The organism is Sphingobacterium sp. UDSM-2020, from assembly GCF_016132525.1.
Lineage (GTDB): Bacteria > Bacteroidota > Bacteroidia > Sphingobacteriales > Sphingobacteriaceae > Sphingobacterium > Sphingobacterium anhuiense.
In genome coordinates this window covers 2921519-2943507 of the sequence record NZ_CP066166.1, presented here as the reverse complement: position 1 = coordinate 2943507, position 21989 = coordinate 2921519, and the positions used below count along the sequence as shown (strand labels likewise).

21 protein-coding genes are annotated in these 21989 nt (G+C 35.5%); 6 read left to right on the top strand and 15 right to left on the bottom strand.

Annotation, left to right across the window (positions count from 1 at the left end):
• Positions 1–40: 40 nt before the first annotated feature.
• The 9 genes from JAZ75_RS12430 to JAZ75_RS12390 all read right to left on the bottom strand — a co-directional run bounded on the left by JAZ75_RS12430 (position 41) and on the right by JAZ75_RS12390 (position 6147).
• Positions 41–604, bottom strand: coding sequence for a GNAT family N-acetyltransferase (locus JAZ75_RS12430; RefSeq protein ID WP_021192453.1), 564 nt, complete (start codon positions 602–604; stop codon positions 41–43).
• Entirely contained in the window at positions 604–1383 is a 780-nt protein-coding gene (locus JAZ75_RS12425; protein WP_153196387.1) for an ABC transporter ATP-binding protein, read from the bottom strand. The genes JAZ75_RS12430 and JAZ75_RS12425 overlap by 1 nt, the downstream gene beginning before the upstream one ends.
• Positions 1380–2390 carry a FecCD family ABC transporter permease gene (locus tag JAZ75_RS12420; RefSeq protein ID WP_208702181.1) on the bottom strand — a complete coding sequence of 337 codons (1011 nt, stop codon included), beginning with the start codon at positions 2388–2390 and terminating at the stop codon, positions 1380–1382. The genes JAZ75_RS12425 and JAZ75_RS12420 overlap by 4 nt, the downstream gene beginning before the upstream one ends.
• Positions 2391–2392: 2 nt before the next feature.
• On the bottom strand, positions 2393–3388 hold the full coding sequence (locus JAZ75_RS12415; protein ID WP_208702179.1) for an ABC transporter substrate-binding protein: 996 nt from the start codon (positions 3386–3388) through the stop codon (positions 2393–2395).
• Positions 3378–3860 (bottom strand): hypothetical protein, encoded by a 483-nt coding sequence (locus tag JAZ75_RS12410; RefSeq protein ID WP_021192456.1) that lies wholly within the window; start codon positions 3858–3860, stop codon positions 3378–3380. The genes JAZ75_RS12415 and JAZ75_RS12410 overlap by 11 nt, the downstream gene beginning before the upstream one ends.
• 5 nt (positions 3861–3865) lie before the next feature.
• On the bottom strand, positions 3866–4594 hold the full coding sequence (hypB, locus tag JAZ75_RS12405; protein ID WP_208702177.1) for a hydrogenase nickel incorporation protein HypB: 729 nt from the start codon (positions 4592–4594) through the stop codon (positions 3866–3868).
• 6 nt (positions 4595–4600) lie between these two features.
• The gene (locus JAZ75_RS12400) at positions 4601–4948 is read right to left on the bottom strand and encodes a hydrogenase maturation nickel metallochaperone HypA (RefSeq protein WP_021192458.1); all 348 of its coding nucleotides are present in this window, start codon (positions 4946–4948) and stop codon (positions 4601–4603) included.
• A gap of 100 nt (positions 4949–5048) precedes the next feature.
• Positions 5049–5438 (bottom strand): hypothetical protein, encoded by a 390-nt coding sequence (locus JAZ75_RS12395; RefSeq protein WP_208702175.1) that lies wholly within the window; start codon positions 5436–5438, stop codon positions 5049–5051.
• 286 nt (positions 5439–5724) lie between these two features.
• Positions 5725–6147 (bottom strand): lipocalin family protein, encoded by a 423-nt coding sequence (locus JAZ75_RS12390; protein WP_021192460.1) that lies wholly within the window; start codon positions 6145–6147, stop codon positions 5725–5727.
• Positions 6148–6572: 425 nt separating this feature from the next.
• On the opposite strand from JAZ75_RS12390, the gene JAZ75_RS12385 reads away from it, so the two are divergent.
• From JAZ75_RS12385 to JAZ75_RS12375, 3 genes are all read left to right on the top strand, one after another.
• Positions 6573–7286, top strand: a complete 714-nt coding sequence (locus JAZ75_RS12385) for an SDR family NAD(P)-dependent oxidoreductase (RefSeq protein WP_021192461.1) — start codon at positions 6573–6575, stop codon at positions 7284–7286.
• Positions 7287–7466: 180 nt separating this feature from the next.
• A complete protein-coding gene (locus tag JAZ75_RS12380; RefSeq protein WP_021192462.1) occupies positions 7467–8000 on the top strand; it encodes a dihydrofolate reductase family protein in 534 nt (177 codons plus the stop codon).
• A gap of 451 nt (positions 8001–8451) precedes the next feature.
• A complete protein-coding gene (locus JAZ75_RS12375; protein ID WP_208702173.1) occupies positions 8452–10863 on the top strand; it encodes a TonB-dependent receptor in 2412 nt (803 codons plus the stop codon).
• Between the two features lie 93 nt (positions 10864–10956).
• Here JAZ75_RS12375 and JAZ75_RS12370 read toward each other — a convergent pair whose 3' ends face one another.
• The 6 genes from JAZ75_RS12370 to JAZ75_RS12345 form a co-directional block, all read right to left on the bottom strand.
• Positions 10957–11796, bottom strand: coding sequence for a glycine betaine ABC transporter substrate-binding protein (locus tag JAZ75_RS12370; protein WP_232789429.1), 840 nt, complete (start codon positions 11794–11796; stop codon positions 10957–10959).
• A 1-nt stretch (position 11797) separates the two neighbouring features.
• Positions 11798–12625, bottom strand: a complete 828-nt coding sequence (locus JAZ75_RS12365) for an ABC transporter permease (RefSeq protein ID WP_132770939.1) — start codon at positions 12623–12625, stop codon at positions 11798–11800.
• Positions 12626–12627: 2 nt separating this feature from the next.
• Positions 12628–13869, bottom strand: a complete 1242-nt coding sequence (locus JAZ75_RS12360) for a glycine betaine/L-proline ABC transporter ATP-binding protein (RefSeq protein ID WP_021192466.1) — start codon at positions 13867–13869, stop codon at positions 12628–12630.
• A 613-nt stretch (positions 13870–14482) separates the two neighbouring features.
• Entirely contained in the window at positions 14483–15238 is a 756-nt protein-coding gene (locus tag JAZ75_RS12355) for a LytR/AlgR family response regulator transcription factor (RefSeq protein ID WP_183917121.1), read from the bottom strand.
• A complete protein-coding gene (locus JAZ75_RS12350) occupies positions 15213–16361 on the bottom strand; it encodes a sensor histidine kinase (protein WP_208702171.1) in 1149 nt (382 codons plus the stop codon). Before JAZ75_RS12350 ends, JAZ75_RS12355 begins: the two co-directional genes overlap by 26 nt.
• Positions 16362–16916: 555 nt before the next feature.
• Positions 16917–18221: an ammonium transporter gene (locus JAZ75_RS12345; protein WP_132770943.1), complete on the bottom strand. Its 1305-nt coding sequence runs from the start codon at positions 18219–18221 to the stop codon at positions 16917–16919.
• Between the two features lie 328 nt (positions 18222–18549).
• On the opposite strand from JAZ75_RS12345, the gene JAZ75_RS12340 reads away from it, so the two are divergent.
• The 3 genes from JAZ75_RS12340 to arr all read left to right on the top strand — a co-directional run bounded on the left by JAZ75_RS12340 (position 18550) and on the right by arr (position 21377).
• Complete coding sequence (locus tag JAZ75_RS12340; RefSeq protein ID WP_208702169.1) at positions 18550–19605, top strand: outer membrane beta-barrel protein; 1056 nt, start codon at positions 18550–18552, stop codon at positions 19603–19605.
• Between the two features lie 698 nt (positions 19606–20303).
• On the top strand, positions 20304–20789 hold the full coding sequence (ybaK, locus tag JAZ75_RS12335; protein ID WP_208702167.1) for a Cys-tRNA(Pro) deacylase: 486 nt from the start codon (positions 20304–20306) through the stop codon (positions 20787–20789).
• Positions 20790–20966: 177 nt separating this feature from the next.
• Positions 20967–21377, top strand: coding sequence for an NAD(+)--rifampin ADP-ribosyltransferase (gene arr / locus JAZ75_RS12330; protein ID WP_021192473.1), 411 nt, complete (start codon positions 20967–20969; stop codon positions 21375–21377).
• The last annotated feature ends 612 nt before the right edge of the window (positions 21378–21989 follow it).

Sequence of the window (21989 nt, the reverse complement as noted above, 5' to 3'; positions counted from 1 at the left end):
TGCATAAATGCATAGTCTTTATTTTACAGAGCTTGCAAACTCAAATTGTGGAGTGTTTTTCCTGCTCCAAAATGTTCTCCAATATCACAGCACTTTCCGATTCATTAACCATCAGTTCCATGTGTATAGTGAGAAATCCAGATTCATCACGGTATTCTATCAATTGAAACCCCTGCTGCAACCAAAATTCATATGCACCCTCCAAAAATGGATGGGTATGTAAATAAAGTCTTTCAATCTGTTTTTCCTGCGCCACCACGAGTAAACTTTGAAACAGCTCTGTCCCCAGTCCAGTCCTACGATATTTGGGATCCACAAATAAGCGGGCTACTTCAACGGTCTTCTTAGCATCAATATCCAAGTGAGGGAACCGGTAATCATAATTAAGCATACCGATCACTCCGATTAATATGCCATCCGCGGTTCTTGCCTGTAGAAAAGTACCAGCGCGGTTCTGTAAATAAACCTGTTCAAACGCCTTTAAATCTTTAGGCACCTGATTCGGATCCAACATCGGAAATAGTTTTCTTCTGAAATCCAGAACATAAGGCAGAACTTCTACCACATCTTCTGAGCCAACATGATATATCGAAATATTTTTCATTATTGATTTTCATTAAGCATCGGAATAAACATCCATTTTCCTTGCTTCTCTATACTCAACAAAGACAATTCATAAGTTTCTTCCAACAAATTTTTCACTTCTTCGCGCTCCAGACCATTAATATCAAGAACACTTTGATCACGCATTAGGTAAAATTGGTCACCAAACATATAAGCCAGATTAGGATCGTGCATAACACATAAAACTGTCGTCCCCTCCTTAACCAGCTCTTTCGCTGTTCGCAAAACAGCCATTTGATAGTTTAGATCCAAGTGATTAGTAGGTTCATCCAACATGAGGACATCAGGTTGCTGCACCAGTACACGGCATAATAAGATCAACTGCCTTTCTCCTCCAGACAATTCGGTATAAGGCTTATCACGAAGATGTTCAAGATCAAACTTTTTTAAAATCGCATGTACAGCTTCATGATCTTCTTTACTTGGTGAGAATCGTGAAAAGGAAGCCCTTCCAGTCAAAACCACATCAAACACTTTATAGGGAAAAGTCATCTGATGAAATTGATTGAGAAAACCCAAGCGCAACTGACTACTACTACCGATCTTAATCTTTCTACGTTCTACATCGCCGATAGTCACTTGACCATCGTAGCGTTTTTCTAAGCCTGCGATCACATTAAACAACGTTGATTTCCCACTGCCATTGCGCCCTAGGATGATCGACAATTTTCCCTTTGGAAAAGAGACGTTCACATCACGCAATACGATATCATTTCCATAAGAGAAAGATAATTGCTTTGTTGAAATAGTAGCTATCATGAGTTCCAATTCATCGCGTTTCGACGCATCAAGTAAATAAATAAGGGCGCTCCCACAATCATAGTAAACACACCGATCGGAATTTCGAAAGGCATGACAGCACGAGAAAAATCATCGATTAAAAGTAGGAAACTACCGCCGATGCTGATATTAGCCCACACCGAAATATTATTATTAGGTCCAAATATCATTCGGCTAATATGTGGAATAATCAACCCAAACAGACTGATCACCCCTACCGCAGCTACTGCAGATGCCGTAATCATCGTCGCAACTCCAATTAGAATCAATTTAATGATTCTGGGATTGACACCGATGGCTAAAGCTTCCTGATCACCGAGAGACAATAGATTCAGCTTACATCGATAGAGCACGATCACAAATAAACCAACTGAAATTGGTCCCATAGCGCTATATACCTTAGACCAAGAAGCAGTATGTAAGTTGCCCATTGTCCATTGAACAATAGCTTGAAGTTTATAAGGATCACTTAAATACTGCAATAAAGTTAAAAGAGCAGTAAAAACCCCAGAAATCACCATCCCAGCCAATACCATCCCTACAATAGAAGTCCTTGCTCCAGAGTAAGAAACCAAATAAGTCAGCCCCACTGCACAAACTCCAAAAATAAAAGCAGAGAGATTAACAGACATAATCGGAAACAACATTGCGAGTGCTGCTCCAAAAGCAGATCCCGAAGAGATACCTAATGTAAACGGATCTACAATTGGATTACGGAAAATAGCTTGTAGAACTCCTCCTGACGAAGCCAAAGCTGCACCGACCATAAAAGTCAATAACACCCGTGGCAATCTCACCTGCCATAAAATGGTATTTAAACTTGCATCCGAAAGCAGATGTTGATCTTGTATCAACCCTAATTGCAAACACATCCGCTGAAACAATTCGACCAGACCGACATGTTGTGTAGAACCAATAGTAAGCGACAACACAAAAAGCGACAGTGGAAATAAGATCAACAGGACGATGATTTTTATATTTTTCATGATTATAGTAAACCCTTTTTACCGTACATGACTTCAAAAGCTCCCTGCATTTCTTTTTTCAATTGCTCTTCCGAATAGCTTGGAAAGCTCCAATGACGAACTTGTTTAGCAAACAATAAAAACTTAACAGTATGTGGATCGAAAGGAAACGATGGTGACATGACAAAAACCTGTTTATTTTTCACAGCAGGAAGATCTGCTAACTCTTTCAGATCATAAACATCCGACAATTTAGAGTTCCACAAGATTATTAAATCGGGATTCCACTTATACATCGTTTCTGCACTGATATTTGGAGCTTCCATAGGTAGAGGACATGCATTTTCAGCTCCAGAAAGACGAATCGCCATATCAATAAGACTTCCTTTTCCAGAAGTAGACATGACACGGCCTTTTGACCAAGCATAATAAACAGACTTCGCATTTTCAATCGATGGAACTTGCATACGATCGAGCTCCCCATCAACATAATCAACAATTTCCTGTGCTCTTTCTTGTTTTCCAACAAGCGTTCCCATCCCCAGCAATTCCGCCATTATACTTTTGTCATCTGCCGAGGAACAGGTAAAAACAGGGATATCAAGACCTTCTAATTGTTCTATATTATCTTGATCGGTATTGAAGGTAATCACCAAATCAGGTTGTAAAGCAATAATACTCTCGACATTACTGGACTGCCCACCATAAGTTGGGGTTGGCAATGTTTTGGCAGCAATCCTCGAATCAAGTTTCGATAAAAAAGCATAAGTATCTTCCATTTGATATACCTGTTGTGGAATACTAACAACCTGATCACCGGCTTGAAGCATATACACCTCATCAAGCAACGAAGGAAATAAAACGACAACCCGTTTGGCAACATCGTTCAACTTGATCACTTTTCCACGGCTATCGGTTGCGCTAATCGGTTTCGATAGATCATTCTTAGTAACATGACTACACCCACTAAAAGTGGCTATAGATAAAAAAGCTACTAAGCAAAATAATTTATAACTCATTTTCATTTCTTAATTTTTTTATCAACCGCTTTACTAGATTTTCTGACAGTAATATCCCATCTTCCAACTGTACCTGAGATTGAAATTTTGCAAGCAGCTGCTCATATAAACGACCATCATAAGGAACACGATACATCGCGCGATCGGTCTCCATAAACAATGGTAAATGCCTATTCCCCAAATAATAAGAAAAGTCAGCCGCCTGTACTGTATTAACGGGATTAAAACAAATGGTCAATGTCGGTTTAATTGCAATAGTAGCAATCAATTTTCCTTCATGGAACAGACCATCTCCAGAGCACCATTCACGACCTTTTTCCAGCTCCATCAATAAAGTTTGCCCAGTAGTAGTAGCTCTTGTCAATCTTTTTTTATTCACTTCAAACCATTCCAGCTGAAGTAGCGATACAGTATCCTGAGCAAACGCTCCCTGCGGCAGCACAGCATCAATATATACCAACTCTGCTTGCATAGCTCCTATTTTACTTCAGCTTGAAGTCTTGATTCTTTTTTTTGCTTAACCTTTTCTTTCAACCAGGTGCACCACTCATCAATACCCTCATTCTTCAATGTACTGATAGTAATCACTTCAATATTCGGATTTACTTCACGGGCATCTTTAGTTACAGCATCTACTGAAAATGGCACATACGGCAATAAATCAGATTTTGAAACTAGCATCAGCTCACTCGTTAAGAACATACGCGGATACTTTTTAGGTTTATCATCACCCTCAGTGGTTGCTAATAATGTAACACGATAATCTTCACCTAAATCAAAAGCAGAAGGACATAGTAAATTCCCCACATTCTCAATAAATAAAAGATCTGTACCTGTAATATCAATATGATCAAGTGCTTGCAAAATCATCTGCGCTTCGATATGACACATACCACCAGTTACAATCTGCAACGCGTTGATGCCAACTTCACGCATTCTGATCGCATCGCGCTCCGTTTCAGGATCACCCACTAATACAGAAATATTAAGATCATTTGCAAGTAGCTTACCTGTTTCTTGCATTAAAGTTGTTTTACCTGAACCAGGAGACGAACAAACATTGATCACACAAACGTCTTTTAAACGTTCACGGATAGCATTTGCAACATAATCATTGGCTTTTAATAAATGTAATGTGGTGTTATCACACTGTACAGAACCGACGCGGTTTCCAGCACTTTTTGGACTAGATGTGTTAGTTGACATAATTTCTTATTTTTCTTGTTTAAAAATTACTTTTGATATATATAATTCATTTCCCTGAACGATTGTGGACGAAGGTTGACCACAGGTGCATACAAAACGATGATAAAGCACCGGAAAATTTTTTTGACAATGTTCACAGTAAGCCATGATCTCGTTGACGACAACCTCAAGTTCCATATCCATATAGCCATTATTATCTAAAATAAAAGCATCAAAGGCATTTTGAATTAAGACAGGCTGCACATTTGAAAGCAGACCCGCAGTTACTTGAATCTTTTGGATATCTTCAACCTTGGCACCATAATGGCCCTCCAGAGTATCGAAGATATCTTTTACAATACTAAGCTCGTGCATAATAGTGTTTAATCTTAGATAATATAGAATTGTTTCATGTGAGTAGCAGACAGGATATACCTGACTCTACCACTTACAAAGTAAGTGAGTGGAAGGGAGATTAAAGAGGTATCTTTATCTGCTCGAAAAGGAGAAATTTACGAGATTGAACCGGTAGATCAGCATAGGATGTATAGGAATCCACATATGCTGTTTGATTAGGATATAACAAATGAACCGTTAGATCGTAAATTGCGAATAATGTGTCCAATTTGAAATCTTTATCAAGATCTAAATCGATATCCCAAAAATACATCTGTTGAAAAAGTGAATTTCTTTTATCCGACAAATGGGAATCGCCGTTTTCGATAAGCTGATCAGCAGGATCAAATCTTCTTTGAAATGTAGATGAATTAGCACGATTCCGTACTGTAGCAAGTGAGGTAGATCCTAATGATTGAAAAGGAAAAAACCAGATTGACAGTACAAAAATAACCAGTCTCAACATCATAAATAGCGAATTTAAAAACTTATTGTTTTTAACCCAACAAATTTACTGTAAAAAAGCACTAGTAAAATAGCACAAATCTTGAATTTTATTTCACGAAATAGGGTAATTTCTTATTTCTCCATTATGCAATTACAGATCCCTAGCTATTTTATGTAGTTATTAACAACCCATAGTTACAGCTATTCGTAAAGTCAACGGAAGTAACTAGATCAATATTCAATAATAAAATCCAACAAACCCTCCTTATAGTAAGGGAGGATGCGTTGGATGAAGAAAATTCGAATAATTATTTTTTACTAAACGTAGACTCAACCTGAAAGTTTTGAAATTTACCCCTCAGTATCATCTTTTTTGAGGTAAGATCATAAATATCAAATACCAATGTCTGCCCTCCATTCTGTCTTATTGTTATTTTCTGACCATTATCAGAAAGCACATATGTACCAGAAATCGCAATCTTTTTAGTAACAACATCACTACCATCAAAATCAATATCGACACTAATACCTGTAAACGTTTCGTCTGCTTTAAATGTATATTCAATACCATCTGTATAAGGAACTTCCTTCATCGTATTTAATTCGATCATCTCTTGGAGAACCCAGCGCCCAGTTACACTATTAGACTCTCCCATATTGTTATCTTCCTTTGAACAGGACACAACAAACACAGTAACAAAAAGGAAAATAATGGCTACTATTTTTTTCATCTATAATTTATATTTAAAATTTAACAAAAAGCTAACTGAAGATCCAATAATACAAATTTCCGTCATCAAGAAACAATAAAGTTTATCTTGTACAAAGGTATCATGTAAAGCGATAAAGTCACAAAATTAAATAAAGCATGTTCCTGTACAAATTAAACCCTGGAAATTGTGGCTTATAAGCCACCTAATGATAATTTTATGATCATGCTATCAATTAACTTATAACTATTCGTTCGCTTTCAGAAAATTATTAACCTAAAGTATTTCCAGTATCCATCTACAGTCCTATCCCATAGTGCACGATGATCAGAATCTTTCTCTACAGATAATAATATCAATAAAAAAAGCTTGTTGATATGAAAGAAAATTAGGTAATTTAAGCTCATTTTAAGCATTCAGAATAATAGAACCAATAGAGTAGAACAATGATTTTAAAAGATAAAACAGTTTTAGTAACAGGAGCCGATGGAGGTCTCGGAACAGCGCTAGTACAAGAACTCATCAGTAGAAACGTTAAGAAAGTATATGCAACAGGCTTAAAATTACAAAATTTAAAAAATCAGTTTCAGAATTATGACAACAGAGTTGAACTTTTAGAACTTGACGTAACAAGTACGGAAAGTATACAAGCGGCAGCCCTAAATTGCAACGATACAGAAATACTGATTAATAATGCCGGGATAGAACTTAAAATTCCTTTTCTAAAAGAAGAAGCCGCAAAAACTGCTTTATTTGAGATGAAAGTGAACTATATAGGTGTAATCGAAATGATTAACAACTTTATCCCACATCTTCAAAAAAATAAAGACACTTGCATCGTCAATATTCTTTCAATAGGAAGTTTAGCTGTTATAAAAAGATTAGGTACCTATTGTGCCTCCAAAACTGCAGCTCATATTTTGACAGAAACAATCCGTGAAGAACTCGAAGCTTTAGGAATCAAAGTTATCGGTGCTTACATGGGGTATGTCAATACGCAAATGACAAAAGAAGAAACGAAATCACATAAATCAGAACCTGAAGAAATAGCTTATGAGATTTGCAAAGGCATTGAAAATGAAGAAGAACGTATATTTCCCGATGCTACAACGTTAAACTTTGTTAAGAAAAACCCGATCAAAACGGTCTTTTTTGATTAAATTAGGCTCAATTAATAATAAATATTCTTTTACAGGTCGGTACTGTCGAAGCTAAAAGTCACTTAGCTGTCCCCGGTGACCGATAAAAACTGATACAGGATCATCTACAACTTGAGTTACCATCCGTTTCTTTTATAAATGAGAATATAATCTGACAAAAAATAATCACTAAAAATAAATATGGATAGAAAAGTAATCTTATATATTGCAACAAGCTTGGATGGTTATATTGCCAAACCAAATGATAACCTTGATTTTTTATCAATAGTAGAAAAAGAAGGAGAAGACTATGGTTATGCTTCATTTATAAAATCAGTAGATACAGTAGTTCTTGGCAGAAAAACATATGACTGGATCATTGCCCATGTTCCAGAATTTCATCATGCTGATAAAAAGACATATATTATAACCAGAACTGCTAGACCAGATGAAGGTAATATCACGTTCTACACCGAAGATTTAAAAGACCTTATTTTAAAATTGAAAAGTGAAACCGGCAAAAATATTTTCATTGATGGTGGTGCAGAAATTGTTAATGAACTTTTAAAAGAAAATTTAATTGACGAATTTGTGATTTCAATTATACCAATACTATTAGGCGACGGAGTAAAACTTTTTAAAGATGGAAGACCGGAGCAAAAATTAACACTTATTTCAACAAAACAGTTTGAGACTGGACTGACACAACTTCATTACAAGCGAATTGATAACTGATTGACATTTCAATTCTTCTCATGCCGTATTTAACTAAAAAATAGAGTCAGATCTGTGTCCACAAATTAAAGTAGCACGATAGCGATGGACCATTAGTAAATTCTATTTTTTAGTTAAAGCGCCATCAAATGTAATTCTAAATTGCAGTACAACCTAATATCTTTTTTAGGTTAGTCAATAACATCCTATTTTTTATTTTCTTGAAAAAAAACCCTTTTTCCAAGGAGATAAACCACAAAAATAGAATAATTGGTCTATTTGAAATTGTTCAAGAATAGTAAAAACAATCTATTACCAGTACAAGAGCATTTATCCCCGAAGCGACACAGATAGTGTTCAAAATCAACATCAAACTTCTTTTTAAAGGATTGAAAATATAGTTTTGAAAAGTGTAACATGAATAATATATTTGCACTGTTTATAATTAATCTAAATAAAATCAATAAACACTATGAATAAATTTATCATCTACCTTATGTTGTTGCTTCCATGCTCTCTCCAAGCTCAAGCACAACAAAAAACGGAAATATATGGGAAAATATTCTCCGCCGATGGAAAGCCTGTAGAAGGTATCACGGTCAAACTGCTTCCTCAGGACATCAGTGTTTCAACGAAAGCCAATGGTTCTTATCTCCTCAAATCCTTGAAACCAGGTCCTGCACAAATCCACATCTCAGCTATAGGAGTCCAATCTCAAATCCGCGACATCCAGATAGAAGAAAAAAGAAATATCATTTCCAATATCTATCTCACCGAAGACCAGTCCACTTTAGACGAAATTGTAATAAACGGAGCTAGCAAGAATAAGTATACTCGAAAACAAAGTTTATACGTTTCCAAAATGCCACTTCGTAATATGGAAAATTCACAATATTATGCTGTCGTTACCAAAGAGTTACTTAAAAGCCAGGTAAATACAAATTATGATGACGCATTGGCAAACGTCTCTGGTATAGACAAATTATGGTCATCCACTGGACGTCCTGGAGATGGAGTCACTTATTACCCATTACGAGGATTCACCACACAAGCCGCGATGGTCAATGGCGTAGTGAGTATTGCTAGCACAAGTCCAGATCCGGCCAACTTAGAAACCATCGAGGTTATCAAAGGACCTTCTGGCTCCTTATATGGTGGCGCTGCTGTTGGTTTTGGTGGATTGATAAATAATGTCACTAAAAAACCGCTGGATACCATAGGTGGACGGGTCAATTATATCTTTGGCAGTTATGCACAGCACCGTGTAACAGCAGATGTCTACGGACCTCTAACAGCTAATAAAAAACTTTTAGGCCGTGTCAACACAGCATATTCGCATACAGGAACTTTTCAGGATGCAGGATTTAACAAATCAATTTTTGTTGCTCCTTCATTATTATACAGACCGAATGACAAATTAGACATCCAATTGGATGCTGAAATTTATCAGAGCAAAGCGACCAATCCAATGATGGTATTTCTCAATCGTTCCCGTCAATTGTTTGCAAGAACTCCCGATGAATTGCAATTTGATTTTAAAAAGTCGTATACCAACAATGATGTTACTTTTAAAAACCCAAGTACCAACTTACGTGGAAATGTAAATTACCGCATCAACGAGCAATGGACATCCAATACAACTGTTAGTTATAATAGACGTAAATCTGATGGTTACTTCCAGTATATCATGTACTTGCAAAATGCAAATGACACATTGATCAACCGATATGCGGCACTGCAAAATTATGTAGCCAATAGCATCAATGCACAACAGAATTTTATTGGAGATTTCCACATCGGCGATATGCGCAATAGATTACTTATAGGACTGGATCTCCTTTCCCAAAAATCGGAAACACACAACTCTCCTTATGTACAGACAGATCAAATCAATACGTCATACGATGATCCAGATTACTATAAATTTAACGCAGCTTTCATCGATGCGGCAATTGCTGCTTCCAACGGCGCACAGACCAACAACCGTAGCCGCACACAGGTATTTGGAGCATATGTTTCCAATGTCTTAGATGTAACTTCACAATTACATTTAAACTTTGCCCTGCGCATGGATTACTTTAATAATAAAGGAACGTACAACATTGATAAAGATACCACTACTGGAAAATTCAACCAAACAGCCTTCTCACCGCGCGTAGGTCTCGTGTATGAAGCCATAAAAGATCAAGTTTCATTCTTTGCTAACTATCAGAATGGCTTCAAAAATGTTTCACCAGTAGTACAGCCTCACCCCAGTGTATCCGGCGATTTCAAACCGCAACAAGCATCACAGTGGGAAGCAGGAGTAAAATTCAATCTGCTTGAAGATAAAATTGGCCTTACTGCCAGCTACTACGATATCAGTGTTGATAATATGATCCGTCCTGAAACAGTAGAAATTGATGGTAAAAGCTATAATATCAGTGTACAGGATGGTACACGCCTAAGCCGTGGTCTTGATTTCGACTTAACAGCAGCCCCTATTCAAGGATTAAATATGATCTTAAGCTATAGCTTCAACGATAGTAAAACAACAAAAGCGGCCGCTAATGTAAACAACCTTCGCCCAACCGAAGCTGGACCAAAACACCTAGCCAATATCTGGGCAAATTACACTTTGCAACAAGGAACGTTAAAAGGTGTAGGTATTGGTCTTGGAATCAATCATGCTAGTGAAAATATCATTACAAATAGTATCCCGACAGGAACTTTTGTACTTCCTTCGTATACTTTACTTAATGGTAGTCTTTCTTACAGTTACAAAAATATGGAGTTTGCTGTTAAGGCAAATAATCTAACTAACCAGACTTACTTTAAAGGTTGGACAACAGTTAATCCGCAAATGCCGAGAAATATCTTAGGTAGTATTGCTTACCACTTTTAAATTAAAAAAGGAAGAATCTATAAATAGATTCTTCCTTTTTTAATTGGTCACAACAGATCCTGTAACTGCATCCAGAAAATTAAGCAAAACCAATTATTTCAACCATGAAGCCACTAAAGATCTATTATCTGCTATCCATTGTTTCGCTGTAGCTTCTTTATCCTTACTTTCCTGCATTTTCATCAGCAAGTTAGACATGGTGGCTACATCAAAATGAATCTGAGAAAAGAAGCGGGTCAATTCGGGTTGGTCAGCAGGAAATTCCTTTCGAGTAAAAATCTTGATCTGCTCTGCAGTTCCTAAAGATTCTCGAGGATCTTCCAGAAATTTTAATTTCATCTTACCAAACATCCAGTGTGGTTGCCAAGCTGCGACAACGATCCAGCGTTTTTCCTTAATCGCATTTTGCAATTCAGTAATCATCGCCACTGTAGACGAATTTACCTGACGATAATTTAAATCATAGTCTTTTATCGTTTGATCTACCGCAGCTGTTATACCAGCTCCTTTTTCAATCCCCATAATCTGATGCTTAAATTGATCTTCGTGCACTTTTAACTCTTCAATAGAATTAATTGGAACATAATCGGGTACAACTAAACCATTTTTAGCGTGCGCATAACTCGTACCGATATCAACAAGATTAGGAAATTTTGCTATTTTAGAACCATGAGTTAAAGGAAGCCAAACATCCATATAGAGGTCCGTATCACCATTATTCATAGAAGCTAAGATCATATCTGGTGTAGCACGTTGGATGACCAGATGATAATCCTCCTCCTCCAAAACTGCTTTAGCAACATAGGTCATAGCGACCCCTTCGGCCCAACCATCGACCATACCTACATTGATATATTTTTTATTACCATCTGGTTGACAAGCGCTAAGAAATATGATAACGCAACAGATTAAAGCTATTTTAATGTTCTTCATATTATTTTTTATTCTGTACAAAACCCTGCGTTATCCTATCCAAGATAATAGCTAAGATCACAACAGATAAGCCACTTTCAAATCCAAGTCCTATATCTAGGTTATTAATTCCTTCAAGTACTTTCTCTCCTAAACCACCCGCAGCAATCATTCCGGCAATCACGACCATAGAAAGTGACAATAATATGGTCTGATTTATACCCGCAAGAATAGTTTTCATAGCTAGTGGTAGCTCAACCTTAAACAAAATCTGTCGATTAGTCGCTCCAAAGGCACGTGCAGCCTCTACAATATCTTTTGGAACTGCATCGATACCCAGAGTTGTCAAACGGACAGCTGGTGGCATCGCAAAAATAATAGTCGCAAATGCGCCAGGAACCTTACCGATACTAAAAAACAACACTGCCGGTATCAGATAAACAAAAGCAGGCATCGTCTGCATCAAGTCTAACATAGGGCGAATAATCTTCGCAGCTAGTTTATTTTTTGCCGCCCAAATACCCAAGGGGACAGAAAGTATCAAAGCTGTCGCCGTTGCAACTAAAACCAATGATAAAGTCTCCATCGTCTCCTTCCAAAAACCCATCATGTAAATAAGTGTCAAGCCTAACAAGGTTATTAGCGCAACGCCTTTACCTGACTTCCACCATGCCAGACCTGTAAAAAGTCCGATCACCACAAAAAAAGGGACTGCTAAAAATATCCACTCTAATCCAATAATGGATGAATTACCCGTATGTTTTATAAAATCAAATAAAGGCTTAAAATTTTCTGTAAGCCAATTAATTGCAACTTCAATGTATTGACCTATATCTATTATTTTACTCATTGTTACTGATTATTTGCTTTTTCTTTTAATTCGTTAATTTCCTCTTCGTTAAACTTTGTTGCTTCGATAATAAGTGAAGTTTGCGTCACAATACCTAACAATCTATTTTGATCATTGACCACTGCAATTGGCGATCTTGTTTCCGAAATCAACGGTAACATTTCTTCAACAGTAACATCCTTAGATACCGAAGGAACATTCAAATGAATAATAGATTCTACAGTAGGATCTTTCCGCTTGGCAGCCTGAATAACTTCATTGATATTGACAAACCCTAAGAAGGTATCATGAATATCCACTACAGGGAGTATTTCAAGTCCCGTTGTTCTCATTTTCCGAAGTGCCCCTTCAGGACCATCTTTTTTGAACCTAACCAATGTCGGTTTCTCGGTCATCAATGATCCTGCTGTGATAATCGATTTTCTATCCACCTTATCCACAAAAGCTTTTACATAATCACTCGCTGGATTCGTTAGAATATCTTCGGCTGTACCAATCTGCTCAATAATTCCATCTTTCATAATCACGATACGATCTCCAAGCTTAATCGCTTCATCCAAATCATGAGTAATGAAAACAATCGTTTTTTGCAAGGTATCCTGAAGCTCCAATAGCTGATCCTGCATCTCGGTTTTGATCAAGGGATCTAATGCTGAAAAAGCCTCATCCATCAACATGACTTCCGGATCATTGGCCAAAGCACGCGCCAACCCTACTCGCTGCTGCATACCCCCTGACAGCTGAATTGGAAACTGCTGTTCAAAACCATTAAGACCAACTATGTCAAGCGCTTTTTGAGCTTTCGCCTCGCGAGATGCTTTGTCCTCCCCTCTAATTTCTAAACCAAAAGCGGCATTAGTCAAAACAGTATGATGTGGTAATAATCCAAATTTCTGAAACACCATACTCATTTCAGTTCTACGCACTTCCAGAAGCTCTTTATTGTTTTTACTTGTGATATCATCATTATTGATAAAGACTTTACCCATTGTAGGTTCATTCAATCGGTTCAGGCAACGTAGTAAAGTAGATTTACCACTTCCAGAAAGTCCCATAATGACAAAAAACTCTCCTTCGTAAATTTCAAAATTAGCTTTATTGATACCGATTGTACAGCCGGTTTTTTCTAGTATTTCTTTCTTTGGGTAACCTTCATTCAGTAATTTAAGCGCCAATTTCTTTTGTTTACCGAAAACAATCGTTAAGTCCTCGACTTTTATTTTAACTTTTCTGTTTTTATCCATTTTTAATTTTTTGGTATGAAACGAATTGTCATGGCACAGATGGTATATTCAATAGAAAAAACCTTCATGTTATTTTTAATAACATAAAAAACAATTTCTAAAGTTGAGTTAGTTCGACCGAAGAACTCCTTCTTGTTCAATCAACTTGATATTTAACACACTTTACTCTTAGTTCGATGAAGAGCAATCATGAAAAAGAAATGAATCTTTTAAAAGACGAGACATTAATAAACACCTCTAAAATACTATAACAAGTATATCGCGAACAACTCAGAAATAGCTCAAAAAAGAGCTATAAAATAACGGAACAAACCGATGCATCCGTGTCATATGACGGTACAAAGGTACGAAAAATAAAATAAACAACATTTATTAGCTTTAACACACTGTACGACAGAGCCATCAAAACAAACCTAATAACCAATCATTTAAAAATAAAATCAGGCCGTCGACTCGGTTTTTATGCCACTAAGTTTGCCTCCTGTATTAACTATAAAAGTTAATATAGGATGACCGTTATGAAAAGTATTGATCACGGTCAACACATATTTCTTTAACAAAAAAAGTTAGGATATGCTTTATAATTTAACATCATGCAAACATGCCTAAAAAATCAAGAATCTAACCATTCTTTTAATAAAACCGATTTTTCTCTACTGACAATAATATCAAATTCAGAATTAAAAAGAACAACTTTCAATTTACGATTGAAATAATGAACCAATTGACTTACAGCATCAATCTGAATAATGAACTGACGATTTGCCCTAAAAAAAATTCTTGGATCTAATTGCTTCTCTAGATCATCCATACTTTGATTAAGAACAACATCTTTTCCACTCTTAAGGCGTGCTTTTGTCAATTTCAAATCGACATAAATACAATTCACTTCATTAACTAATATAGTTTGATAACCATCACGAAAAGGAACTAAGAAGCGGGACCGATAATCTTTAGGTTTTACATAATGAAGTAATTTATCAATAGATATTTGGTTATTCATCATTGATCCTAAACCCTCAACCTTTCGCAATGCAGTTGATAATTCCTCTTTTTCAACCGGTTTCAAGATATAGTCGACACTATTATATTTAAATGCCTGTACAGCATATTCATCATACGCCGTAGTGAAAATAATAGGACAATCGATCGTCACTTTTTCAAAAATATCAAAACTGATTCCATCAGAAAGTCGGATATCCATTAAAACTACATCTGGAATTTCTTGATTTCGAAACCAGTCTACCGTATCAGTAACACTATCCAAAACAGCTACGATCTGAGCATTTGGATAAATATCCCCAATTAAACGTTTAAGACGATCGGCATTTAATTTTTCATCTTCAACTATTACTATTTTCTCTATCATATGCTACTAATTGAATACATACCCTAAAAATATGCTGATCCTTTATAACTTCAGGCACCTTCTCTCCTAAGAGCTGAAAACGACTGATTATATTATTAAGCCCAATACCCGTCGATACAATCTCAGGATTGTCTATGGGTGATAACGTATTTTCAATCACAACTCGACCTACTTCATCATTGGAAATAGTAATCATTAAAGGTCGCTTCTTTCTTGTGGTATTATGTTTAATTGCATTTTCAATAAGCAACTGCAAAGTTAGTGATGGGATATACATACCACGACTATGGTCATTAATGTTAATTGTAAAATTAACACCGCTACCAACACGGTGCTCAATTAAAAATATATAAGCATTTAAAAATTTAATCTCCTTATCAAGCGTGATCATATTTTTTTTACTATTGACCAATAAAAAACGATAGACCTTGGCAAAATTTTCAGAATACTCAAAACCAAGCTGCTGATCTTCAAGAATTAACTCAGAAAGCACACTCAAATTATTAAAAATAAAATGAGGATCCAATTGCATCTTCAATGCATTTAGCTCTGCTTCTACTGATGCTTGCCTCAATTCTGCTGCCTTTATCTTATGTTCGGACATTTCCGTAGCTGTTTCAATCCAATTATTAATCAGATAACTCATGGTATTGATAGAAATAATCATAAAAGAAATGACCAAACTAACCACAATCCACTGTAACATACCTTTTATTTCTTCAATAGATGGAACGGATTCTACCTTCGCAGATTGAGGATCTAAAATCGCGAAACAGACCATATTCATCAAAATAAGAATCATAACCGCCGAAAAATTGAGCGTAATCTCAAGAAAAAGTCTTTTAGACTTATTTTGTGGCCAAGGAACCCGCAGATTTAACCTCCTATGTATAAGTATACTTGCTTCAGAAATTAAAAAGCAAAATAAAAATGATATCCCCCATTCCGTTAAAAGTTCAGAAAAGCTCCTTCCAAAATAATCTTGCCAAAATTCAGAATAAGGATCTAAGATATATGAAACCAAATAATGCAAAACAAATGCAAAAATCACCAAGAACATTCGTTTAAAACGAGTCGGTAATAATCGCTTTGTTTTATCAGAAATATATTTGATTTTTTCCATCTTTAAATAAAATCTAATTCAATATTTGCCATCACGATTCTGGCCATCTTTATATAGTTCAACAAGCTTTTTTCTATCAGATATAAATTTGCAATATGACAAATAGTAATCAAATAGATTTTTTTTATCTATCCGGGTATCAAACTCATTAATAGTTTCTTCAAGAATAAAAAAATAAAAACCACATAGTTTAAAAAACTCTTTGTCCTTACAAAGATGCCCATTTCTTTCTTCTTTTAACAAAGATCGTTTTTATGAAATACTATAAACAAGATATTCAGTCCCAACCATCATATTTTGTAACTGAATATGACTAAATGCATACTGAACCGAATAAAAGAATAATCTCTTTATTCAAAGTACAAAAAAGCGTGAAGATCGAGATAATAATAGCAAAATAACCAATAAAAGAAGTTGAGGACAAGTACCCTAATAAACTGGATTTTACAAATTATATATTTATAAAAACTAGTGCAAAAAGTACCATAAAACAAGTAAGGTGCGGCAAAAGCCACACCTTATCAAGGGTTAATATTGGTAGTATAAATATCAATTCTACAATTCCTCGTCGTGTTGGGTAATATCTAAACCAAGCTCTTCCTCGACCTCATGAACACGAAGTGGTGTAATTAAATCCGTTAATTTGATCAAAAGGAAAGATCCAAAGAATGCAAAAACAGAAACTGCAATCAACGCAACAATATGTGCTACAAATAGACCTGTCTCACCAAAATATAAACCATTCGTCGTAACAACACTGTTGACACTACTATTTGCAAAAACCCCAGTAAGCACCATACCGACCATACCGCCTACACCGTGACAAGGAAATACATCTAACGTATCGTCAATACTGGTTTTACTACGTAAGAATACAACTAAATTACTAACTAAAGCCGCTACAAGCCCTATAACGATCGAATGTGAGATCGTCACAAATCCTGCTGCCGGTGTTATAGCAACTAGTCCAACAACAGCTCCGATACAAGCTCCCATAGCAGATGGTTTTTTACCTCGGATCAGGTCAACAAATATCCAGGCAATTGAAGCTACAGCTGACGCAGTAGTTGTGGTTGCAAAAGCATAAGCGGCAAGACTATTAGCCCCACCTGCAGAACCTGCATTAAATCCAAACCATCCGAACCATAAAAGAGCAGTTCCTAAAATCACGTAACTAATCCGAGCTGGAGAATGCGTAGGCTTTTTACGGCCTTTTAGATAGATAGCTGATGCCAAAGCAGCCCATCCTGCCGACATATGAACAACTGTACCACCTGCAAAATCTAAAACACCGAATTTGGCCAAGATACCTTCAGGATGCCAAGTGGCATGAGCCAGTGGCATATAGATAAAAATACTGAACAAGATAATAAATACCATAAATGAATTAAAGCGAACACGCTCTGCAAAAGCTCCTGTTATAAGAGCAGGAGTAATAATTGCAAATTTAAGCTGAAACATAGCAAATAATACCAGTGGAATAGTAGGTAGAGCTGACCAACTCACATTCCCCAACATCCCCTTCATCATATAGAACGTGCGAGGATCTCCAATAATACCCCCAATATCATCGCCAAAAGCTAAGCTAAAACCGAAAATAACCCAAAGGACAGAAATAATACACATACAGATGAAACTTTGCATCATCGTGGAGATAACATTCTTCTTGCTCACCATTCCACCATAAAAGAATGCCAAACCTGGAGTCATAATCAAAACCAAAGCCGAGGAAGCGAGTAACCAAGCCGTATCTCCGGTGTCGATCTCCACACCTGCAACATTACTGACTTCTAATGAGGGTGTAACTAAGCCAATAATCGCTAAACAAACCAAAATAATAAGCGGAATGAATTTTTTCATAATATTTCCAGATTTAAGTTTAATAATTTCATAACAAAATGTGTTTATCAGTGAAAAACAATCAAAAATAACTATTATAAATTTGATTTAGATCAAATATAAGTTCAATTAATTAAAAAATCAATAAAATATTAAATAAAATCATATATTTACATCAGGATCCTAAATAAATCAACCTAAAAACACAAAAACAACTAGATTAAATGCTAATAAAACAACAAAACAAGAGTAAAAAAAATAATATTTACATCAAATCTTAAAAAAAACTAGATGTTTAAGTGATTTTGAATGCTAAAAAATAAAAACAAACATTTAAAAACATGAAAAAATGAAAAAAATCATCTTAACAACACTAATTTTAATAATAGTAAGCAGCAAAATATATGCACAAACAAAAAAATATGATTTATTAGATCTAGAATTATCCGGATCAGTGGATACATATTGGAAATATGATTTCCAAAAACAACCGAATATAAACACCTATTTTACTGAAGACAATAATTCAGTATCCATTGGAATGGTTGATCTTGCTCTGAAGAAAAAAACTGGAAAAGCATCTTTTGTAGGTGAATTATCATTTGGGCCGAGAGGACAGTACCGCTCAATAATTAATGGAGACGGTCAAAATGGGGACGACAAAAATAGCTTCCACATTCAAAACCTCTACATTTCCTATGCACTGACAGAAAAATTAAGTTTAACAGCCGGTTTTATGGGGACTTTTGTAGGCTATGAAGTCATCTGTCCATCATTCAATTTCCACTACTCAACCTCATATCTTTTTGGCGCAGGACCTTTCCAGGATGCAGGACTAAAAGCACAATATGCTTTTTCTGAAAAAGTAGGGCTTATGGTCGGAATCTTTAATGATTGGAATGTCTACCAAGATTTAAACGGTGTATCACACTTTGGATCACAATTATCAGTTGCACCAAATGACAAATCGAGCTTTTTCCTTAATTTTCTGACAGGATCTTCACAAGGCGGCGCCAGCAATTATAGCTCAGGAACTTTGATCGATTTTGTAGGAAATTATTCATTCTCTCCATTATTTTCATTAGGTGCAAATGCGACCGACTACAGCAGAAAAGGAGAAGGTGGCTATTCGGGAGTAGCATTATACCCAAAAGTGAATATAAATGAAAATATTGGTATAGGAATCCGTGGTGAATATTATAAAACTAAAAACATGCCCGTAGCTGAAGTTACCAGTAATGAAATCTTTTCCACTACGTTAACAGCAAACTTCAAACATCATGGCTTTACTTTTATCCCTGAAGTTAGATTTGATAACAGTGAAGCACAGATGTTTGTAAAACAAGATCTATCTCCAACAAAAAATGCCGGACAATTTTCACTTGCCTTAGTATATGCCTTTTAAAAAATAACAACTAAATTAAAATTCAATAAAATCGATTATAAATAACAGATACTGTTCTTTATAAAAGAAATCGGATCACAGCATAAGGAAACTATCTGCAATACTAACAAAAGGAATTATTCAATAAAAATGAATAATTCCATTTGTTAATATTGAAGTATCACCATCTCGACGAAACTAATATATATTATTTACAATTAGTATATAGAAAATAGCCATAAATAATAAAACAAGCAAAGACATTAATTCTTCTTATGAAATCCCATCCGAGCCCAGCATCACACAATGATAAACCTAGGCAAAGCCTGCAAACACACAACAATGACTATACAATCACCCTACAAGCATACAAGAAATAACCTAGCTTCGCACAAGAACAAAACAAGAACGAGACTAGAAACACACAATCTGAATTATAGGCCGACCCTTAGCACACACAACAAACAACCTTTCTATGCACCTTCTATACACAGGACAGACACATTAAAACCCTTACCAGCCCTATAGGTTGTCCTATAGGTAAGAACATCGTTCTTGCAATTATTAGAAACACACTTCATATAGAACAAAATCCTGAAGTAACATATTTAATTAAACATCATAGAATTTCATATTGCTTTTTAATAAAATCATCATTACATTCATCTACACCAAATCATTCATCAGCGCACTGAAGAGATTATTAAGAATACAGATTTATGAAAGAAATAACAAAAACTAATGCTGCCCGCATCCTGGACAACTTAAAGTTTACTTATAATTTAAGAACTTACGAAGTAGTGGGTGAACACCAAAGCGCTACCGATGTTGCTGAGGCGTTGGGAATTCGCGAAGAAATAATTTACAAAACCCTCGTGCTCACCGGACAAAAAGATCCTTACATTGTTGCTGTCATACCAGGAAATGCACAGGTAGATTTGAAAAAGCTAGCAATTATATCAGGTAATAAAAAATGTGAAATGCTTCCTATGAAAGATTTGCAGCACATAACCGGATATATTCGAGGGGGATGCTCTCCTATAGGAATGAAAAAAATATTTCCAACATACATAGAAGAACTCGCTTCCTTGGAAAATAAAATTGTCATTAGCGCTGGTAAAAAAGGACTTCAGATTGAAATAAATCCTCAGGACCTTATCAAAGCTACAAACGCAATCTTTGCCGATATTATCATTGGCGCATAAAGAAGCATAAGCATCTTTAATCCTCAACATTAAAAAGCATCACAACAAATAGAATAGACAAAAAAAGAACTCAATATCTGGCTATAATTAGATATTTTTTAATGAAAAGCAATTGATATACACAAAAAAACACGATCTTGTATAAACATAAATAGTTTGGATAACTATCAGTAAATCATGGGCAAGAATAAACCCTTAGACCAGTTTTATCATGGCACTAAAACTGATCTTAAACTAGGAGACCTGATTGAGCCAGGCCATCCTTCTAATTATGGCAAACGAAAACATGCTAAATATGTATATTTAACTGCAACTTTAGATGCCGCAATATGGGGAGCTGAATTAGCACAGGGAGATACCCCTGAAAGGATTTATTTAGTAGATCCGTCTGGCCCTATCGAAGATGATCCTAATCTCACAAATAAAAAATTCCCCGGCAATCCGACAAAATCCTACCGAACAGCATATTTTTTACGTGTTGTCGGAGAAATAAAAGATCGGCAAGGTCACTCCTTAGAGCAAGTAGTAGCAATGAAATCACATCTCAAAAAACTCGAACAAGAGGGCATTGAAGCAATTGAAGACTAATCAAAGAATGAGAAATCCAACCTCATTACAAACATCAATTAGCACAACATCACAGTCCATTATTTTGATCACAGCTTTGTTTTCAAAAAAATCACACTATGACACACAATGTTGATTTCCATTAAAAACCTAAATTCACATTACCGAAATATTACATTATAAAAAACAGTCCCTGAGCAATAAAATATGATAAGTAATCCATTTTAATTTAACAACAAACAACACCATTAAAAAGGCATTAACAAGCTATACCACAAAACAATACCCCAAACAAAGCAACTGGAGACCGTACCATACAAATACCTAAACACGAGGACTCTTCAAAATAAATCAGTTATTAATTCCTATTTTCGTAATATATTTTTTTTATCGGGTCGACATTTTTAGAACAGACTCAAGGAGCAACAATGTATCAAAATCATCTTTACTGATGACATTTTTTTTTCTCAACAGATTAAACTCCATACAGATGTCAAGAATATGAATCATTCCAGATAATTAAATATATACTTTTCTTCAATGCAAAGAACAAAATGGATCATCTATTGACTTCTTTTTTAAAGAATGGAGATGATAAATTATTTTATAAATGAAATAAACGTATTATCCTAA

What these genes read in the sequence shown, in the direction of transcription:
- JAZ75_RS12430 (WP_021192453.1), bottom strand. Translation starts at nt 604, where the DNA reads ATGAAAAATATTTCGATATATCATGTTGGCTCAGAAGATGTGGTAGAA.
- JAZ75_RS12425 (WP_153196387.1), bottom strand. Translation starts at nt 1,383, where the DNA reads ATGATAGCTACTATTTCAACAAAGCAATTATCTTTCTCTTATGGAAAT.
- JAZ75_RS12420 (WP_208702181.1), bottom strand. Translation starts at nt 2,390, where the DNA reads ATGAAAAATATAAAAATCATCGTCCTGTTGATCTTATTTCCACTGTCG.
- JAZ75_RS12415 (WP_208702179.1), bottom strand. Translation starts at nt 3,388, where the DNA reads ATGAGTTATAAATTATTTTGCTTAGTAGCTTTTTTATCTATAGCCACT.
- JAZ75_RS12410 (WP_021192456.1), bottom strand. Translation starts at nt 3,860, where the DNA reads ATGCAAGCAGAGTTGGTATATATTGATGCTGTGCTGCCGCAGGGAGCG.
- hypB (WP_208702177.1), bottom strand. Translation starts at nt 4,594, where the DNA reads ATGTCAACTAACACATCTAGTCCAAAAAGTGCTGGAAACCGCGTCGGT.
- JAZ75_RS12400 (WP_021192458.1), bottom strand. Translation starts at nt 4,948, where the DNA reads ATGCACGAGCTTAGTATTGTAAAAGATATCTTCGATACTCTGGAGGGC.
- JAZ75_RS12395 (WP_208702175.1), bottom strand. Translation starts at nt 5,438, where the DNA reads ATGATGTTGAGACTGGTTATTTTTGTACTGTCAATCTGGTTTTTTCCT.
- JAZ75_RS12390 (WP_021192460.1), bottom strand. Translation starts at nt 6,147, where the DNA reads ATGAAAAAAATAGTAGCCATTATTTTCCTTTTTGTTACTGTGTTTGTT.
- JAZ75_RS12385 (WP_021192461.1), top strand. Translation starts at nt 6,573, where the DNA reads ATGATTTTAAAAGATAAAACAGTTTTAGTAACAGGAGCCGATGGAGGT.
- JAZ75_RS12380 (WP_021192462.1), top strand. Translation starts at nt 7,467, where the DNA reads ATGGATAGAAAAGTAATCTTATATATTGCAACAAGCTTGGATGGTTAT.
- JAZ75_RS12375 (WP_208702173.1), top strand. Translation starts at nt 8,452, where the DNA reads ATGAATAAATTTATCATCTACCTTATGTTGTTGCTTCCATGCTCTCTC.
- JAZ75_RS12370 (WP_232789429.1), bottom strand. Translation starts at nt 11,796, where the DNA reads ATGAAGAACATTAAAATAGCTTTAATCTGTTGCGTTATCATATTTCTT.
- JAZ75_RS12365 (WP_132770939.1), bottom strand. Translation starts at nt 12,625, where the DNA reads ATGAGTAAAATAATAGATATAGGTCAATACATTGAAGTTGCAATTAAT.
- JAZ75_RS12360 (WP_021192466.1), bottom strand. Translation starts at nt 13,869, where the DNA reads ATGGATAAAAACAGAAAAGTTAAAATAAAAGTCGAGGACTTAACGATT.
- JAZ75_RS12355 (WP_183917121.1), bottom strand. Translation starts at nt 15,238, where the DNA reads ATGATAGAGAAAATAGTAATAGTTGAAGATGAAAAATTAAATGCCGAT.
- JAZ75_RS12350 (WP_208702171.1), bottom strand. Translation starts at nt 16,361, where the DNA reads ATGGAAAAAATCAAATATATTTCTGATAAAACAAAGCGATTATTACCG.
- JAZ75_RS12345 (WP_132770943.1), bottom strand. Translation starts at nt 18,221, where the DNA reads ATGAAAAAATTCATTCCGCTTATTATTTTGGTTTGTTTAGCGATTATT.
- JAZ75_RS12340 (WP_208702169.1), top strand. Translation starts at nt 18,550, where the DNA reads ATGAAAAAAATCATCTTAACAACACTAATTTTAATAATAGTAAGCAGC.
- ybaK (WP_208702167.1), top strand. Translation starts at nt 20,304, where the DNA reads ATGAAAGAAATAACAAAAACTAATGCTGCCCGCATCCTGGACAACTTA.
- arr (WP_021192473.1), top strand. Translation starts at nt 20,967, where the DNA reads ATGGGCAAGAATAAACCCTTAGACCAGTTTTATCATGGCACTAAAACT.